The following is a 16,661-nucleotide window of genomic DNA, read 5'->3' as shown; positions in this document are numbered from 1 at the left end:
GCAACAGCACTGGGGGGCATTGAGACCCGCCGCACAAGACATGTCCCCACACCGGCCGGCTCGGCAGTGGGATTCGCTGGTCTCGCTATGCGAATTGTACCCGCTGATCACGCAATGTCCAAAATAACTACCCGGACAAATATGTTGACGTGAACCCGGCTACGGCCGGAAGCTACTCCCCAAAAGGAGGGTGTCTTATACGTGTAGGCTCAAGGCGTTGCGACCCGCCCGATTGCAACGCTTATCGGATATCGCAGCCGGGGGTGGTACGTAAATTGACAGCGTTCGACCAATACTCACACTATGGCCCGACCACTACACAGGCGACTCCGGCCTTACCGCAAGCCGCCTGCGCCGCTGCCTTGCTCGCGAAGCCGCTTGCCTGCACCTTGGTAATATCCCCCGCCTTGACGTAGCTTACGCGGCCGCCGGTCTTGCCGCCGACCTTGCCCCAGAGCGCGCGCGCATTGTTCTCATCGCGGAATGCGCCGAGCTGGATGCGCCAGGTGCCACCCGTCGATGTGGCCTGGGCGAGGGTGGGCTTGGGTGCCTTCGATTTCGCCGGCATGGAATGCTGCGCCGGCTCTGCCTTTTCGGCATTCTCTGGCTTAGGAGCGGGGGCTGGTTGCTTGGCCGGTGGTAGATAGCCTTGGCCGGTCGACTTGGCCGCCGAAGGACGCGGCAGATCAAGCGCGGCGGTGTGCTGCAACGCTGACGACGGCCTGCTCGCTGCGGCCAGGCGCGCGCTGCGGCCGTCGTTTTCGATCCGTTTCGCGAGTGCCAGCCCCTGTTGACGCTGCTCAGGTGCGATGTAACCGTCCATCTGCGCGAGCGTCTGCGATGCCTGCGGCAAACCCTGTTGAGACGAGCGCGTGACCAGGGCGAAGGCGCGTGCCCAGTCTTTCGTCACCGCGTCGCCGTTGAACAGCATCGTTCCCAGAACAAGCTCGGTTCGCTTCTCGTCGCGCGCGACCGACTTTTCGAGCCAGGGCAACGCCTCTGTCTTGCGGCCTTCCTGAAACAGGATCAGCGCGTAATTGTCCTCCGCTTGCGGATGGCCCTGGAGCGCAGCCTTACGGAACCAGTCTATCGCCTGATTCTGATCGGCGGGCACACCGCGCCCCAGCTTGTATGCCTGGCCCATGTTGAACTGGGCATCCGCATCACCAGCGATCGCGGGCTTGCGCCATTCGGCAATCGCCTTGTCATAGTCGCCCCGCCCCCAGGCGTCGACGCCCGCCTTCACTTCGGCCAGCGCTGGCATCGTCGTCAACAACAGCGCGACTGCGCCGAGGTAAGCAATCCTCATCGCCGAGCCCTCATCCCGCTTCTTTTCACGCACCATGCCCGATGGTTTACACTCCAGCAATTAACCATTCCTTCCCGTATAGTCCGCGGTGGAGCGATCGTTCAGTGCCGTCGCGCAGGGCGAAGAGTAAACACGCGCCCTTCCGTGGCATTTACCTTTCCTTATCCTCCCGCGTGTCATTTCTCTGCCCGAACAGGTGGATTTGAGGAACTCATGCGCGTTCTCGCAATGGCATCACAAAAGGGAGGGTCGGGCAAGACGACCCTGTCCGGCCATCTCGCTGTGCAGGCGCAGCTCGCAGGAGCCGGGCCGGTCGTGCTCATCGATATCGATCCGCAAGGCTCGCTCGCGGACTGGTGGAACGAGCGGACGGCGGAGTATCCCGCGTTCGCGCAGACAACGGTCGCACGGCTTGCAGCTGATCTGGAAGTGCTGCGCCAGCAGGGCTTCAAGCTCGCGGTCATCGATACGCCGCCGGCGATCACGATGGCAATTCAGAGCGTGATCCAAGTCGCCGAACTGATAGTGATTCCGACCCGACCCAGCCCGCACGATCTGCGCGCCGTTGGCGCTACAGTCGATCTGTGCGAGCGTGCCGGCAAGCCGCTGATCTTCGTGGTAAACGCTGCAACGCCGAAAGCGCGAATCACCAGCGAGGCGGCGGTCGCGCTGTCGCAGCACGGCACGGTCGCGCCGATCACGATCCATCAGCGCACCGATTTCGCCGCGTCGATGATCGACGGACGGACGGTTATGGAAACAGATCCAAATGGTAAATCCGCAGGCGAAGTGATCGCGCTGTGGAGCTATATCTCGGATCGGTTGGAAAAGAACTTCCGCCGCACCGTCTTTTCGGCGCCCAGCGCCGTCAATGGCTTCACGCCCGCGCGGCCAGCAGCGGCCGGCTTCGGTCGGCGGGTGATGGGCTGATGCTGGGGGCGCCAAAGCCGCTCGCGTCGCTTTCGTCGGGCCTCCTCGCCCGCAAGGGGCAGGCACGCCCCGCGATGCGTCCGCAAGGTTTCGCCAGTCTCGTCAGTGCCGGCGACGAACTCGGCTGGAACGACATGGGGGAGCCCGCACCGGCTCCACCGGTACCGCCGGTTCTGATCGAGCGCGAGGCGTTGCAGGAAAGCGTGGCGGTTCAGCCCGTCGCCCATCCCGAAGCGATAGCCGAACCGCAGCTCGAAACCGCTACGGATACGCCCGAAATCCAGCAAATGGTTTCGACCCCGCTGCCTGCGGCGATCGATGTGTCGGTCGCCACGGCGGCCCGTATTCGCCGCGAGACAGCGCATCGGCGCAAATCCGCCTTCACGCTGCGGCTGGATGAGGAGCGTCACCTGCGCCTGAGGCTCGCTACGGCGACCCGAAATCGCTCTGCGCAGCAGCTCGTAACCGAGGCGCTGGACGCCTTCATCGCCACCCTGCCGGAAGTGGAGACGCTCGTCGGGCAGCTCCCGCCGCGCAAACGGCGCTGATCGGGAAGACAGGAACATGGTCATGAATATTCGTGCGCTCGCCACCCTCAGCCTTTCGGCGCTGGCATTCGGCGGGACAATGGTCGGTTGTGCACAGGGCGGCACAGGCGTTGCCTCCGCCGGCAGCCGCAACGATGCGGCCATGGCAAAGCAGGCCGCAACCAACGCAGACAAGGCGCGCAAGGCGCTGGCAAGTGGGCGTATCGGGCAGGCCGTTTCCTTTGCGGAGTCGGCGGTGGCGATGCAGCCGCGTGACGCGGGCTATCGCGTGCTGTTGGGGCAAAGCTATCTCAAGGCGGGCCGCTTCACATCGGCGGAAACCGCATATGGTGACGTGCTGACGCTCTCTCCCACCGATTCGCGCGCCGCGCTGAATCTGGCGCTCGCGCAGATCGCCGGCGGGCATTGGGAACTCGCACAGAAGACCCTCGACATCCATGGCGAACGGATCGACGTAACCGATCTGGGGCTAGCGCTTGCGCTGGCGGGCAATCCGGCGAAGGGCGTCAGCATATTGATCGCGGCGACCCGTTCGCCAAGTGCTACGCCCAAGACCCGGCAGAATCTGGCACTCGCAATGGCGCTCGCCGGACAGTGGCAGGAAGCGCGCAACATCGCGGGCATAGATTTGCCGCCGGCGGAGGCCGACCAGCGGATTATGCAATGGGCGACGTTCGCCAAGCCGAATCACGCCGCGGATCAGGTCGCGGCGTTACTGGGCGTCACGCCGGCGCAGGATCCGGGCCAGCCGGTCGCGCTCGCGCTAAACGCGTCCGTTCCGGTAGCGCCCGTTGCCGTGGCGAAAACTGCGCCGGTGGATGCAGGCGCGTCGGTAATGACCGCGCCGAAGCCGGAGCCGAAGCCCACGCAGCTCGCCACCGCCGAAACCGCCGGGGCGCCCCCTTCGGTTGCTGTACCCGCCCCGGCCACCGCAACGGCGACCATTGCTCCCGCCTTCGCTAAAGTAACGTTCGCGCCGCGCCAGGAATTTGTGCAGGCGCTGCCGGCGAGCACCTTCGCGGCTGCGAAGGCGATGGTAGCAAAGAACGATGCGGCGCGCCGCGCGATCGTGCGCGGAAAGGAAAAGGGCGACTGGTATGTCCAGATCGGCGCATTCTCGTCCGCCGGGGTTGCCAAGGATGCTTGGGCACGCGCACAGCATCGCTTCGCCGGGTTTTCGGGCAAGGCGCCGGCTGGCATGACCTTCAAAACATCGAGCCAGGAATTCTATCGCCTATCGATCGGCGGCTTCACGCGCGCCGATGCGGACGCGACGTGCCGTTCCTATCGTGCGAAGGGCGGGGTCTGCTTCGTCCGGGCGGGAGCAGGTGATCAGGTTGCCCAATGGACCAAAGGCGGGGTGCAACTCGCCTCGCGCTGATCCGCTGGAAACTGGCGCCGCCCGATATCAGTGGATCTCGCGGCCGCCCTTGAACACCCTGCGTACACGCCCTTGAACCGGCAGACCGTCGAACGGCGTGTTTCCAGCCTTGCCAGCCATCTTTTCGGCATCGATCTGCCACGGTGCCTGATCGTCGATCAGAATGACATCGCCGGGTGCTCCAATCCGTAGCGACCCGGCTTCCACCCCAAGAATGGCGGCCGGATTGCGGGCGAGCAGGGCGAACAGCCGGTCGATGGCGATGCCGTTGTCCCGTGCGAGGCCAAGTGCGAGCGGTAGCAGCGTTTCCGCGCCCGATGCGCCGGCGCTGGCATCCGCATAAGGCAGGCGCTTTTCTTCCGGCCCCCGCGGGTCATGGCCGGAGCATAACACGTCGATCGTGCCGTCGGACAAAGCCTTCAACGCGGCGCGGCGATCGTCCTCGCAACGCAGCGGTGGCGACAGATGCGCGAAGGATCGGAAATCACTTATCGCAATATCCGACAGCAGAAGATGAGCAGGTGTTATGCCACACGTCACATTTACCCCGCGACGCTTGGCTGCGCGCACGAGATCGAAGCCCTGCGCCGTCGTGACCTGACGAACATGGATCGCCGCTTCCGCATCCTCCGCCAACATCAAATCGCGCGCGATCGCCAGCGCTTCCGCCACGGCGGGCGCGGCGGGGAGGCCGAGCCGCGTCGCCGTTTCGCCGGTGGTCGCCACTGCCTCGCCCGTGAGTCCACCATCCTCGGCGTGGGTGACGAGCGTGAGGCCGAGATCGCGCGCATAATCGAGCACGCGCCGCATCACGCCGGAATCGGCGATCCACCCGCGGCCGGTGCCTATCGCGCGCGCGCCGGCTGACTGGCAGATTGCCATCTCTGCCAGTTCCTCGCCCTGAAGTCCGCGCGTTGCGGCCGCGATTGGATGAATCCAAAGGTCGGGCTTGCCGATCAATGCGGAGCGCTGGACGATCCCGGGCTCGTCCAGCACCGGCGTCTGATCCGGCATCAGCCCGACGCGCGTGATCCCGCCAGCGCGAAAGGCGGCGTCATCGATCGTCGCGACGCCGAGATCGACGATGCCGGGCGCAAGGATCAGCCCATTGCAATCGATGATCGCCGCCCCGTCCGCCGGGCGATCCGTAATCACGCCGTTCGCGATGCACAGGTCGCCCGGCCGCTCACCGCCATCGGGGCAGACGATCCGGGCATTCTGGAAATGGAGCGCCGGGGTCATGCCCATCCCTTTACGCCGCGTGCGCGCCTCGTGAGCACGTCCAGGCAGGCCATGCGCACCGCCACGCCCATCGCCACCTGCTCCGTGATCGCAGAACGCTCGACGTGATCGGCAACGTTCGAATCGATCTCCACGCCGCGATTCATCGGGCCGGGATGCATCACCAGCGCGTCGGGCTTGGCGCGAGCCAGTCGCTCCAGCGTCAGGCCGTAACGCAGGTGATATTCGCGGGGCGATGGGACATAGCCCCCTGACATCCGCTCTGTCTGGAGCCGGAGCATCATCACTACATCCGCACCTTCAAGCGCGGCATCGAAATCAGTGAAGGCGGTCACGCCCATCCGTTCGATCGCGGCCGGCATCAGCGTGGTCGGCGCACAGACGCGGACCTCGGCGGCGAGCGCGGTGAGCGCCAAAATATTCGAGCGCGCGACGCGGCTGTGCATCAGATCGCCGCAAATCACGACGCGCTGGTGCGCGATTCCGCCGCGCCGCCGCCGGATCGTCAGGGCATCCAGCAGCGCCTGTGTGGGATGTTCGTGTCGGCCGTCGCCGGCGTTTAGCACGGGACAGTCAACCTTGTCCGCGATCAACCGCACCGCGCCGGAGGACATATGGCGGATGACGATCACATCCGCGCGCATCGCGTTGAGCGTCATCGCGGTATCGATCAGCGTCTCACCCTTCTTCACGCTCGATTGTGCAGCGTGCATGTTCACCACGTCGGCTCCCAGACGTTTCCCGGCGATCTCGAACGACAGCAACGTCCGGGTCGAATTCTCGAAGAAGGCGTTGATCTGTGTCAGGCCGGCGAGTCGCTTGTCCGGCGGCGCGTGCTCGGCGTTCGATGCGATCCAGCGTTCCGCCTCGTCGAGCAAAAACATAATCTCATGCGGTTGCAGGCCCTCGATGCCGGTGAGGTGGCGATGAGGGAAAACAGCGCCGCCCGGAATGAGAGTGGCGGGGCGGTGGTCCGACGGATCAGGCATCGAAGGTCAGCGGATAGTGATCGGGGCGGGTGGGCGCAACGGTGTTTTCCCGTTAGTCGTTGGGCACCATCGGCTTCGCACCTTTAACCTCCGGTGGCACGGGGACCATTTCGTACACATCCAGCACGCCGCCGGGTGCTGCCGAGCGATCGAGGATCACTCGCCAGCGAAACGATGAGACGCGCTCGATCAGGCCGACGATATCGCGCGAGGGATCATCGCCATAACGGTGCTGCGTCTTCTCGCCCTCTCGCCGCGCGGTGCCGAGCAGCACCATCCGCTTGTCGCCATCGGCATAGAGGCGCCCGTCCGGTCGGTTCTCGCCCGACGCTTTTGCGAAGGACAGGCTGCCGGTATCGGCGAGGATATAGCAGATATCGGGCGCGAACGATTGGAAGCCCCGCGCGCCGCCCAGCCTGATCAGCCGGCAATGATATGGCCCCGGTGATACCTGTGGCGCGAGTTGAGCCGCGTCCGGATCGAGCAGGGGGCCCTCAGCCCGGGCCTTGGAGACTGCGGCGCGGGGCAGGGCGCGGACTGCGCGCGCGAAATGCGCATCCAGCGTTTCTAGCGATCGCATCCCGGCGGGCGTTGCGATCCGCATCCATTCCGGGGTCGGCGTGCTGGTATCGACGGTCGCATGAGGGCGCATTGCCGAATCCCGCGTGGCGCATCCCGCAAGTGCGACGCCGGCCATCCCGGCCAGAAGCCATCCGCGAACCATCAATCTCTCCACGCAAACCGGCGGCCACCGGACAGCGACCGCGTTAACAAACAGTAAAACTTCGTGGTTAACGAAAGGTAAACGCGCGCCGATCGGCTCGCCGCGTCCGAGGATCTATCAGGCGCGCACCAGCGCATCTATCGCGCCCTGCAGGATGTAGGCGGCGGCCATTTTATCGACCAGCTCGGCGCGTTTCGCGCGGCTCGCATCCTGCTCGATCAGCGTGCGTGTCACCGCCTGCGTTGACCAGCGTTCGTCCCACAGCAATATCGGGCCGAGATCGGCGACATTACGGGCGAAGGCGCGGGTGGACTGGCTGCGCGGGCTCTCGCTGCCGTCGAGGTTGATAGGCAGACCGATAACGAGGCCGACAACCGCCTGTTCCACGATTAGCGCCCGCAACATTTCCTTGTCCCTGGTGAACTTGTTGCGCCGGACGAGCAGGGCGGGGCTGGCGAAGGTCCATTGCGCGTCGCACAGCGCCGTGCCGATCGTCTTGGTGCCGACATCCAGCCCGATCAGCCGGCCGCCGCCGGGCAGGGTATCGCGGAAATCGGAGACGATGGTGGTTATCATCGCGCGTACAGTCGGCGCGCCACATCCGCCCGGATGCTACCCCAGAACAGGGCATAATCATAGACGTGGTAGTTGTTGCCGGGCAGCACATAGGGTCCAAGCTGCGGCGCGGTGCCAATCAGCAGCAAGCCTCGCCCGGCGCAGCGCGCCGGCACCTTGCCCGGATCGATCACCGCCCCCGACATGTCTTGTGAAGGAAACAGCGTGCCTTTGTTGGCACTGGCGGGAGCGTCGGCGTCGGCGGTGCCGGTCAGGGGATTGGTGCAGACGATTCGCGTGCCGCGTCGCGGCCGGCCGGTGAGGCCAGTGGTGCGGTCGAAAATATCGAGGATCAGCGTGGGATCGGCCGGTTCGGCGAACGTCTCCCATGAAAGCACGCAGCCGCGCTGATCCGGCGCGGTACATTCGGGCAGGCCGAGTGCCGGAAGGTCGGCGCTGCGGCTGATCGGCCAGCCGATCACATAGGCCGCAACGATCCGATGCGCTAGCGGCGTGCCGGCGACGCGCTCCTTGAGCAGGCGCATAAGATGCAGCGCGCCCTGGCTGTGCCCGGCGAGGATGATCGGTCGATCCGGCCCGATCTCACGCAAAAATACATCGAATGCCTGCGTTATGTCGCGATAGGCGACATCCAGTGCACGAGCGGCGTCCGGGCTGGTCGTCAGGAACGAGCCGAAGGTCGCCTGCCGATAACGCGGTGCCCAGATATCTCCGGCCGCGTTGAACACGCTAGCCTGCCCCCGAAGGTATAATGCGGTGCGTTCGTTCGCTTCCTTGTCGCCCAGCGGCGCATTCCAGCCGTCGCGCTGGAGATAGGACGTGGGGTGAATGAAAAAGATCGATGCAGGCCCTGCCGCCGTCTTGTAGCCGGCGGGGGTCCACGATGCCGCTTTTTCCTTCACGCCCGGCCGCGCGAACCACATTTTCGGCAGGGCGTAGGCGTTGTCCGGCAATGGCGCGCGCGCCTCAAACGCAACGCCGGGCACGAAACGCCAGCGGATCAGCTCGTTGCCCCAGACGCGGAAAACGATCGCGGCGACGATCACCAATGCTGTCAGAAAGGCAATGATGTAGAGAAATTTGCGAGCCATCACGCGTGTGACTGCCCGAGCAGACCGGCGCGCGCAATGCCGGGCATTGCTTTCCCGCGATGCACAATGGTAGCGGCGGAGCATGTCCGTAGACACCGCCACAGTGAAGAAAGTCGCGAGCCTTGCGCGCATCGCGATCGACGATGCCGCAGCCGAGCGGCTCGTGCCCGAACTCAACAATATCCTCGGCTGGATCGAGCAACTCGGGGAGGTCGATACGCACGGGATCGAGCCGATGACGGCGGTGATCCCGAACACGCTGCGTCTGCGCGATGATGTCGTCACCGATGGCGGCATCCGCGACGCTGTGCTGGCGAATGCGCCGGCGGCCGAGCATGGCTTCTTCACGGTTCCGAAGGTGATCGAATAGTGTCCGACCTTACCGATCTCGGCATCCGCGAAATCCGCGACGGCGTACGCGCCGGCAGCTTCTCGGCGCGCGAAGTGGCCGAAGCCTTCAACGCGGCGGTCAGCGCGGCCAGGCCGCTCAACGCATTTCTGGTGGAGACTCCCGATCACGCGCTTGCCGCTGCCGATGCTGCCGATGCCGCGCGTGCGGCGGGCGAGCCACCGAAGCCGCTCGCCGGTGTGCCGATCGGCATGAAGGATCTGTTCTGCACGAAAGGCGTGACCAGCACGGCGGCGAGCCACATCCTCGAAGGTTTCACCCCGACATATGAGTCCACGGTCTCGCAGAACCTGTGGGATGCGGGCGCGGGGATGCTGGGTAAGCTCAACATGGATCAGTTCGCGATGGGTTCGTCGAACGAGACGAGCGCGTTCGGCAATGTGATCTCGCCGTGGCGGCGTAATGATGGCGGCAATGCCGCGCTTGCGCCGGGTGGTTCGTCGGGTGGTTCGTCGGCGGCGGTGGCCGCGCGAATCGCGCCCGGCGCAACCGGAACGGATACCGGTGGCTCGATCCGTCAGCCCGCGTCGTTCACGGGCATCGCCGGGATCAAGCCGACCTACGGCCGCTGCTCACGGTGGGGAACTATCGCCTTCGCCTCGTCACTAGATCAGGCCGGTCCGATGGCGCGCGACGTCCGCGATTGCACGATCATGCTGGAGGCGATGGCGGGCTTCGACCCGAAGGACGCGACCTCGCTGGAGCTGGCGGTGCCCCAATGGGAAGCGGAGCTGGACGCCAGCCTCGTCGGCAAGCGCGTGGGCGTGCCGAAGGAATATCGTGTCGATGGCATGCCGGTCGAGATCGAGCTGCTCTGGCAGCAGGGCATCGCCTGGCTGAAGGACGCGGGCGCCGAGGTGGTCGAGGTTTCGCTGCCGCATACGAAATATGCGCTGCCGGCTTATTATATCATCGCGCCGGCGGAAGCCTCGTCTAACCTAGCGCGCTATGACGGCGTGAGATATGGCGAGCGTGAACTGCCAGATGGGGCGAACTTGCAGCAGATGTATGCCGCGACGCGCGCCGCCGGTTTCGGCGAAGAGGTGAAGCGCCGCATCCTCATCGGCACCTATGTGCTCTCGGCCGGTTTCTACGACGCATATTACACCCAGGCGCAACGGGTCCGCGCGCTGATCGCGCGTGATTTCGAGGCGGCATGGGAAAAGTGCGACGTGTTGCTGACTCCGACCGCGCCGTCCGCCGCCTTCGCGTTGGGCGAGAAGCAGGCCGATCCGCTCGCGATGTATCTCAACGACGTGTTCACCGTGCCCGCGAGCCTCGCCGGCCTGCCCGCGATGAGCGTGCCCGGCGGGCTTGATCCTGCGGGCCTGCCGCTCGGCCTCCAGATCATCGGCAAACCGCTGGACGAGCAGGGCGTGCTCAACGCCGCGCTGGCGATCGAGGAGCGGGCCGGCTTCACGGCCCGCCCGCAGGCGTGGTGGTAAGGAATTGAACGATGACTGAATCCACCTATCGCATCACGGGCGCCACCGGGGACTGGGAGGTCGTGATCGGCCTCGAAGTTCATGCACAGGTCACATCGAACGCTAAACTGTTTTCCGGTGCGGCGACAGCGTTCGGCGCGGAGCCGAACACGCAGGTCAGCCTGGTCGATGCCGCCATGCCCGGCATGCTCCCGGTGCCGAACCGCGAGTGCATCCGTCAGGCGGTGCGCACCGGCATGGCGATCGATGCGCGGATCAACAAATGGTCGCGTTTCGATCGCAAGAATTATTTCTACGCCGATCTGCCGCAGGGATATCAGATTTCCCAGCTTTACCATCCCCTTGTAGGCGAAGGTTCGATAGATATCGAGGATGGGGGGCGCATCAAGACAATCGGTGTGGAACGTATCCATGTCGAGCAGGATGCCGGCAAGCTGATGCACGATCAGCATCCGACACGCTCCTATGTCGATCTCAACCGCTCCGGCGTGGCGCTTATGGAGATCGTCAGTCGACCGGACATGCGCTCGCCGGAAGAGGCGGGCGCCTATCTGCGGAAGCTGCGCGCGATCCTGCGCTATGTCGGCTCGTGTGACGGGAACATGGAAGAGGGATCGATGCGCGCCGACGTGAACGTCAGCGTACGCAAGCCGGGCGACGAATTCGGCACGCGGACCGAAACGAAAAACGTCAATTCGATACGCTTCGTGATGGCCGCGATCGAGCACGAGGCGAAGCGGCAGGTTGAGGTGCTCGAATCTGGCGGCGCGATCGTTCAGGAAACGCGTCTGTTCAATCCGGACAGCGGCACGACGCGATCGATGCGCTCCAAAGAAGATGCGCATGATTACCGCTACTTCCCGGACCCTGACCTGTTGCCGCTGGAGCTGGACGACGTCTTCCTCGACGCGTGCCGCGCCTCTCTGCCCGAACTGCCGAACGCGAAGCGCAAGCGTTACGAGGCGCTGGGCATCACCGCCTATAATGGCGAAGTGCTGACCGCAGAGGTGGAAACAGCGCGCTGGTTCGATGCTTTGCTGGAGGCAGGGGCGGCCCCTGTTGCTGCATCCAATTGGGTCACCGGGGAGCTGTTTGGCGCATTGAACCGGATCGGCAAGGGCATCGAGGAATCGCCGGTCGGGCCGAAGCAGGCGGCCGAGCTGCTCGCGCTGGTTGCCGATGGCACGCTATCGGGCAGCCTTGCCAAGCAGGTGTTCGAGGTGATGCTTGAAACTGCCGACGCGCCCGGCAAGATTGTCGAGGAGCGGGGGTTGAAGCAGACCTCCGACACTGGCGCGATCGAGGCGGTGATCGCGGACGTGCTCTCGAAAAATCCCAACCAGCTCGAACAATATCGCGCCGGCAAGGAAGCATTGTTCGGCTTCTTCGTGGGCCAGACAATGAAAGCCATGGCGGGCAAAGCCAATCCGCAGGTGGTGAACGACCTGCTGAAAAAGGCGCTGGCCTGACGCGCGATCAGCGCTCGCTCAGCCGCGGCATCAGTTCGACGAAGTTGCAGGTGCGGTGTCGGCTGTCGAGCTGATCCCGGAGGATGCCGTCCCAAGCATCCTTAACCGCGCCCGTCGATCCCGGCAGCGCGAAGATGTACGTACCGCGCGCCACGCACGCGCAGGCGCGGGATTGAACGGTCGATGTGCCGATTGTCTGGTAGCTCAGCCAGCGGAACAGCTCCCCGAACCCGGGGATCATCTTGTCCGCGATGCGCTCCACCGCTTCCGGGGTGACGTCGCGCCCGGTAACGCCGGTGCCGCCGGTCGTGATGATACAGTCAATGCTCTCGTCATCGACCCATAGATGAAGCTGCGCAACCAGATCGTCGGCGTCGTCGCGCAGTACCGCGCGTTGAGCAAGAACGTGCCCGGCACGGGTGAGGCGCTCGACAAGCGCGTCGCCGGAGCGGTCCTCGGCAAGCGTGCGGGTATCGGATACCGTCAGCACAGCGATGCGGACGGGGATGAACGGGCGGTTCTCGTCAATGGCCATTGGGCGGATGCCTTAGGGTGCGAGGGCTTTGCCGCGCAAGAGTCAGCGGACTGCTTCGTGTTGCGAGGCAGCGGTTTGGGATAAGTTGGGCAAGACTTTCTCGAATTTTCCATCTCCGTTGAGCCGCGTCGACTAAGCGATCGCGCCGCGAGCATGCTCCTGCCGCCGTTCAGCTGCGCGGCGCTCCGCACGGCGGGCAAATCTACCCAGCCGAAGGTACTTTTGCATTATATCGAATGCGGCGCAGGGGTGTTAGCTACTATCGATGACCAAAGCCGCACACGAAATCGCCCTTCGCGATCTGCAAAAAGAACGCGATTATTGGCGCAGACGTGCGGCTCAGCATGGCCAACTTGCTGAAAAGGCGGATAGTCCCGCCTCCATAGCGCTTCATCTGGACTTGCAGCGACTATACGATGCGCATGCGGACAGCTTTACCGTAGTGCAAGGCGACTAGGCCGAAGCGCAAAAATACTAGGAACGTGCCGCCTGATCGATGGTTGATGCGCCCGAACCGGCAGCACTCCTCCGATGTACATTGCTTGAGTCGAGACCGCGATGGTTTCGGCAAGCGTGTCATCCAGGATGCTGTACCGGGACCGTATCTTCTTCCCGAGAGGAAACCATGATGAACAAGCACGAGTTCAAGGGTAATGCGCGCTATGTAACCGGCAAGGTCGAGAAGGCGGTGGGCGATGCCGTCGATAGCCGCGACTGGCAGGTTGACGGGGTTGTTGATCAGGTCGCGGGCAGCGCCGAGCATGCCTATGGCCGCGCAAAGTCTGTCGCGGAAAACGCGATCGACGCTGCACCGGCGCTGGCGGAAGAGGCGCGCGATCGCCTGAAGGCTGCAGGCGACCGTGCCGCCGATCTGGCGCGCAAGAGCGGTAAGGCCGCCAATGCTTCCATGGGTGAGGCTCCGGCGCTTTGGGCGCTCGTGGCGGCTGTGGGTGGCTATGCGATCGCGTGGGCGATCCATGGGCGCCGCGCCTGAGAGACCTGCGATGAAAGCCGCGTCGTTCAAAACTCTGCGCGAGACCGCGGATCTGCGCCACTTGCGCCAGATCATCGCGGGGCTGGACGAGGGTGTGATCCTGATCGATCCGGACCAGAGCCTGCTCTGGGCGAACGATTCGGCGCTAACCATGCACGGTGTCGACACGATCGCCGATCTTGGCGCGACCGTGAATGATTATCGCGCCCGCTTCCAGTTGCGGTATCGCAACAACCATCGACTGGAAGCGGACGACTATCCGATCGAGCGTGTCGTAGCGGGTGACTCCTTTTCCGAGGTGGTGGTTGAAGTCATCGTCGCGGGCGAGGATCAGCCGCGGTGGGTGCATCAGGTTCGCAGCCTCGTGCTGAACGACGCCGATGATGGAGAACCTGCTTGCCTCGTGCTCGTCATCCAGGACGTATCGGCGCGCTACGAGGCGGAGGATCGATTCGAACAGTCGTTCAACGCGAATCCGGCTCCGGCGGTGATTTGCCGGCTGAGCGACTTGCGATTCGTAAAGGTCAACCAGGGCTTTCTTGAGATGACCGGGTATCAGCGCGAGCAAGTGCTTTGCAAAACGGTTTACGATATCGACGTCTTGCGCGCTGCTGATCGACGCGATCTCGCCAAAGAGCGCCTCGCGGAAGGGCGCACCATCCCGCAGATGGAGGCAGAGCTCGATATCCCCGACGGCGGGGCCAAGCTCGTCATCGTCGCTGGTCAGCCGATCGAGATGGATGAACAGCCCTGCATGCTGTTCACATTTGCGGACCTGGAGCCCCGGCGCAAAGCCGAAAGCGCGCTGCGCCACAGCGAGGAACGATTCACTCGCACGTTCGAGATGGCGCCCGTGCCGATGGCGATCGGCGCGCGCGACGGCCATCTGCTGTGCGAGGTCAACACCAGTTTCACCCAGATGACCGGCTATGCCCCTACGGAGATCATGGGCCGTCCGCTCGGGGAGGTCGAACTGTGGGAAAGCAGCACCGTCCGTCGCGAGATCGAAGCGGGTATCGCGCATGGGCGCGATCTGCGCGGGCACGAGGCGCGTATTCATGCCCGCGACGGGGCGACGATCGACTGCCTCGTGTCGACCGAGTCGATAAGGCTCGGCGACGATGACTGTGTTCTGTGGGCCTTTCAGGACATCACACAGCGCAAGGCGACCGAACTCGAACTCGTCGAGGCGATCGAGGCGGTGATGAAGGATACGAGCTGGTTCAGCCGCTCGATCATGGACAAGCTGGCCCGGTTGCGGGCGCCGCAAACCGATGTGTCGGGGCCGGGCCTGGACGATCTAACCGCACGCGAACGCGACGTACTGGCGCTCATCTGTCGCGGCTACGACGACAAGCGGATCGCGCGTACGCTGAATGTCGCGGGCAATACCGTGCGTAATCATGTCGCGCGTATTTACGCCAAGATCGGTGTCAATCGCCGGATCGCTGCCGTCGCCTGGGCGCGGGCGCGCGGTTTCGACGGCGAGGGCGTTGTGATCGGCGAACCGGATCGGGAGATCGAAGCATGACCAAGGAAGCTGAAACCCGTCGTCAACGCGTGGCAAGAGAAAGGTCTGCCACCACTCGCGCCGCCAAGGGATCGGTCAAGGAAGCGATTGGCACGTTGATCGGCGACGACGCAGTTCGTGCTGAAGGTCGTGCCGAGAAGCGCGCTCGCAGCGTGGCGGTTTCGTCAGGCAAGACCTCCGCGCGCCCCTGACGCGGAACACACCCTTCTTTTTCAACAGGAGTGAATATGGCGACCATAGTGGAAACCGGCGTTGTGCCGGCGGAAGAGCTGTATGTCGGAAAAGCGCCGACAAGGTTGTCGTGGGGCGCGGTGTTTGGCGGCGTCATCATCGCAATCGCGATTCAATTGGTGCTCGGCATCCTCGGCACCGGCATCGGCCTGACGATGGTGGATCCGGTTGACGGCACGACGCCCGGCGCGGCAGGCTTTGGCATCGGAGCGGGGCTGTACTGGCTCGTCACCACGATCATCGCGCTCGGGGCCGGCGGCTATGCCGCGGCGCGTGTTGCGGGAGTGAACGGGCGGTTTGACGCGCTGGTCCACGGGCTTGTCGTGTGGGGCGTCACGCTTATTCTCACCTTGTATCTGCTGACGTCGGCGGTCGGCGGGATCATCGGTGGCGCCTTCCGGACGGTAGGGGCGGTCGCGGGCGCTGCAGGTTCGGGCGTTGGCGCCGCAGCGCCCAAGGTCGCCTCGATTGCCGGCATTGATGAAAACGATGTGCGTAACGAGGCAGCGGCTTATCTTTCGGACGCGCCAGGCGATCCCGCGCAGATGACGCCCGAGCAGGCCCAGAAAGAGATCGCGAAGAACCTTCCCGCGCTGGCGCGAGGCGGCGCTGATGGCCGGCAGGCCGAAAGCCGGATCGTCGATATCGTCGCGGCACAGCGCAAGATCAGCCGGCCAGAAGCGCAGGCACAGGTAACCCGCGCAAAAGAACGTTTCGTAACCGCGAAGAACGATACCATCGCCACCGCGAAATCCGCCGCCGACAAGGCAGCGGGCGCTGCTGCGGGCACGTCGTTCGTGCTAGTATTGGCGTTGCTGGTTGGCGCGGCGGCGGCAGGGCTCGGTGCAACGGCGGCGGCACGCCGGCGTTTGCGCTGACAGTAAGCGGCGGGCCAGCGTATCCGGCCCGCCGCACCCCATGAACAAACAAGGAGATTATCATGACCAGGAAGATCGGCACGGGGATCGCGCTCTCGATGATCGTCGCGCTCGCTGCGTGCAACACCGTTAATGGTGCGGGCAAGGACGTGAAGTCTGCCGGAACGGCGATTTCCGACGCCTCGGGCAAGCAAAAGAAGTAAAGGGCGCGCCGGGGCCTCAGCCTCAGGCCGATGCCCCGGCGGCCTGCGGATTTTGTCGCTCCATTTCGTCGAATGAAATGGCATCTGCCAAAATTGCTATGCCGATCTGCGAGATAAGCAGATTTCCCCTTCCCCCGATCGCCCTCATCTGTTTGGGACAGCCCGCTATGAGGTGG

19 protein-coding genes are annotated in these 16,661 nt (G+C 64.3%); 12 read left to right on the top strand and 7 right to left on the bottom strand.

Going from position 1 to position 16,661, the window contains the following annotated elements; translation table 11 throughout:
* Positions 1-301: 301 nt before the first annotated feature.
* Positions 302-1,309, bottom strand: coding sequence for an SPOR domain-containing protein (locus ACM61V_RS14865; protein ID WP_137786434.1), 1,008 nt, complete (start codon positions 1,307-1,309; stop codon positions 302-304).
* Positions 1,310-1,522: 213 nt separating this feature from the next.
* Here ACM61V_RS14865 and ACM61V_RS14860 point away from each other — a divergent pair, with 213 nt between their 5' ends.
* From ACM61V_RS14860 to ACM61V_RS14850, 3 genes are read left to right on the top strand one after another with little or no spacing between them, the layout of a single operon-like run.
* The gene (locus tag ACM61V_RS14860; protein ID WP_137786433.1) at positions 1,523-2,239 is read left to right on the top strand and encodes a ParA family protein; all 717 of its coding nucleotides are present in this window, start codon (positions 1,523-1,525) and stop codon (positions 2,237-2,239) included.
* Positions 2,239-2,787, top strand: a complete 549-nt coding sequence (locus ACM61V_RS14855) for a hypothetical protein (RefSeq protein ID WP_137786432.1) — start codon at positions 2,239-2,241, stop codon at positions 2,785-2,787. The genes ACM61V_RS14860 and ACM61V_RS14855 overlap by 1 nt, the downstream gene beginning before the upstream one ends.
* Before the next feature lie 22 nt (positions 2,788-2,809).
* Entirely contained in the window at positions 2,810-4,168 is a 1,359-nt protein-coding gene (locus ACM61V_RS14850) for an SPOR domain-containing protein (protein ID WP_137786431.1), read from the top strand.
* 27 nt (positions 4,169-4,195) lie between these two features.
* On the opposite strand, the gene ACM61V_RS14845 is transcribed toward ACM61V_RS14850, so the two are convergent.
* From ACM61V_RS14845 to ACM61V_RS14825, 5 genes are all read right to left on the bottom strand, one after another.
* Positions 4,196-5,410, bottom strand: a complete 1,215-nt coding sequence (locus ACM61V_RS14845; RefSeq protein ID WP_137786430.1) for a dihydroorotase — start codon at positions 5,408-5,410, stop codon at positions 4,196-4,198.
* Positions 5,407-6,399 carry an aspartate carbamoyltransferase catalytic subunit gene (locus ACM61V_RS14840; RefSeq protein WP_137786429.1) on the bottom strand — a complete coding sequence of 331 codons (993 nt, stop codon included), beginning with the start codon at positions 6,397-6,399 and terminating at the stop codon, positions 5,407-5,409. Before ACM61V_RS14840 ends, ACM61V_RS14845 begins: the two co-directional genes overlap by 4 nt.
* 52 nt (positions 6,400-6,451) lie before the next feature.
* Complete coding sequence (locus ACM61V_RS14835) at positions 6,452-7,123, bottom strand: DUF4893 domain-containing protein (protein WP_137786428.1); 672 nt, start codon at positions 7,121-7,123, stop codon at positions 6,452-6,454.
* 117 nt (positions 7,124-7,240) lie between these two features.
* Positions 7,241-7,699 carry a Holliday junction resolvase RuvX gene (gene ruvX, locus ACM61V_RS14830; protein ID WP_137786427.1) on the bottom strand — a complete coding sequence of 153 codons (459 nt, stop codon included), beginning with the start codon at positions 7,697-7,699 and terminating at the stop codon, positions 7,241-7,243.
* The gene (locus ACM61V_RS14825) at positions 7,696-8,790 is read right to left on the bottom strand and encodes a DUF3089 domain-containing protein (RefSeq protein ID WP_137786426.1); all 1,095 of its coding nucleotides are present in this window, start codon (positions 8,788-8,790) and stop codon (positions 7,696-7,698) included. Before ACM61V_RS14825 ends, ruvX begins: the two co-directional genes overlap by 4 nt.
* Positions 8,791-8,872: 82 nt before the next feature.
* Here ACM61V_RS14825 and gatC point away from each other — a divergent pair, with 82 nt between their 5' ends.
* From gatC to gatB, 3 genes are read left to right on the top strand one after another with little or no spacing between them, the layout of a single operon-like run.
* Complete coding sequence (gatC, locus tag ACM61V_RS14820) at positions 8,873-9,160, top strand: Asp-tRNA(Asn)/Glu-tRNA(Gln) amidotransferase subunit GatC (RefSeq protein ID WP_137786425.1); 288 nt, start codon at positions 8,873-8,875, stop codon at positions 9,158-9,160.
* The gene (gatA, locus tag ACM61V_RS14815) at positions 9,160-10,644 is read left to right on the top strand and encodes an Asp-tRNA(Asn)/Glu-tRNA(Gln) amidotransferase subunit GatA (protein WP_137786424.1); all 1,485 of its coding nucleotides are present in this window, start codon (positions 9,160-9,162) and stop codon (positions 10,642-10,644) included. The genes gatC and gatA overlap by 1 nt, the downstream gene beginning before the upstream one ends.
* 11 nt (positions 10,645-10,655) lie before the next feature.
* A complete protein-coding gene (gene gatB / locus ACM61V_RS14810; RefSeq protein ID WP_137786423.1) occupies positions 10,656-12,113 on the top strand; it encodes an Asp-tRNA(Asn)/Glu-tRNA(Gln) amidotransferase subunit GatB in 1,458 nt (485 codons plus the stop codon).
* A gap of 7 nt (positions 12,114-12,120) precedes the next feature.
* On the opposite strand, the gene moaB is transcribed toward gatB, so the two are convergent.
* A complete protein-coding gene (gene moaB / locus ACM61V_RS14805; protein ID WP_419714093.1) occupies positions 12,121-12,648 on the bottom strand; it encodes a molybdenum cofactor biosynthesis protein B in 528 nt (175 codons plus the stop codon).
* A gap of 265 nt (positions 12,649-12,913) precedes the next feature.
* Here moaB and ACM61V_RS14800 point away from each other — a divergent pair, with 265 nt between their 5' ends.
* The 6 genes from ACM61V_RS14800 to ACM61V_RS14775 all read left to right on the top strand — a co-directional run bounded on the left by ACM61V_RS14800 (position 12,914) and on the right by ACM61V_RS14775 (position 16,485).
* Positions 12,914-13,105, top strand: coding sequence for a hypothetical protein (locus ACM61V_RS14800; protein ID WP_137786421.1), 192 nt, complete (start codon positions 12,914-12,916; stop codon positions 13,103-13,105).
* 171 nt (positions 13,106-13,276) lie between these two features.
* On the top strand, positions 13,277-13,642 hold the full coding sequence (locus ACM61V_RS14795) for a CsbD family protein (protein WP_137786420.1): 366 nt from the start codon (positions 13,277-13,279) through the stop codon (positions 13,640-13,642).
* Positions 13,643-13,652: 10 nt separating this feature from the next.
* Positions 13,653-15,173 carry a PAS domain S-box protein gene (locus ACM61V_RS14790; protein ID WP_137786419.1) on the top strand — a complete coding sequence of 507 codons (1,521 nt, stop codon included), beginning with the start codon at positions 13,653-13,655 and terminating at the stop codon, positions 15,171-15,173.
* Positions 15,170-15,364, top strand: coding sequence for a CsbD family protein (locus tag ACM61V_RS14785; protein ID WP_137786418.1), 195 nt, complete (start codon positions 15,170-15,172; stop codon positions 15,362-15,364). Before ACM61V_RS14790 ends, ACM61V_RS14785 begins: the two co-directional genes overlap by 4 nt.
* A 36-nt stretch (positions 15,365-15,400) precedes the next feature.
* A complete protein-coding gene (locus ACM61V_RS14780) occupies positions 15,401-16,282 on the top strand; it encodes a hypothetical protein (RefSeq protein ID WP_137786417.1) in 882 nt (293 codons plus the stop codon).
* Positions 16,283-16,344: 62 nt separating this feature from the next.
* Complete coding sequence (locus ACM61V_RS14775; protein ID WP_137786416.1) at positions 16,345-16,485, top strand: entericidin A/B family lipoprotein; 141 nt, start codon at positions 16,345-16,347, stop codon at positions 16,483-16,485.
* Positions 16,486-16,661 lie beyond the last annotated feature (176 nt).

This window comes from Sphingomonas sp. TX0543 (assembly GCF_048565505.1).
Lineage (GTDB): Bacteria > Pseudomonadota > Alphaproteobacteria > Sphingomonadales > Sphingomonadaceae > Sphingomonas.
The sequence above is the reverse complement of the archived record's forward strand: the minus strand, read 5'-3'. Positions and strand labels throughout refer to the sequence as shown.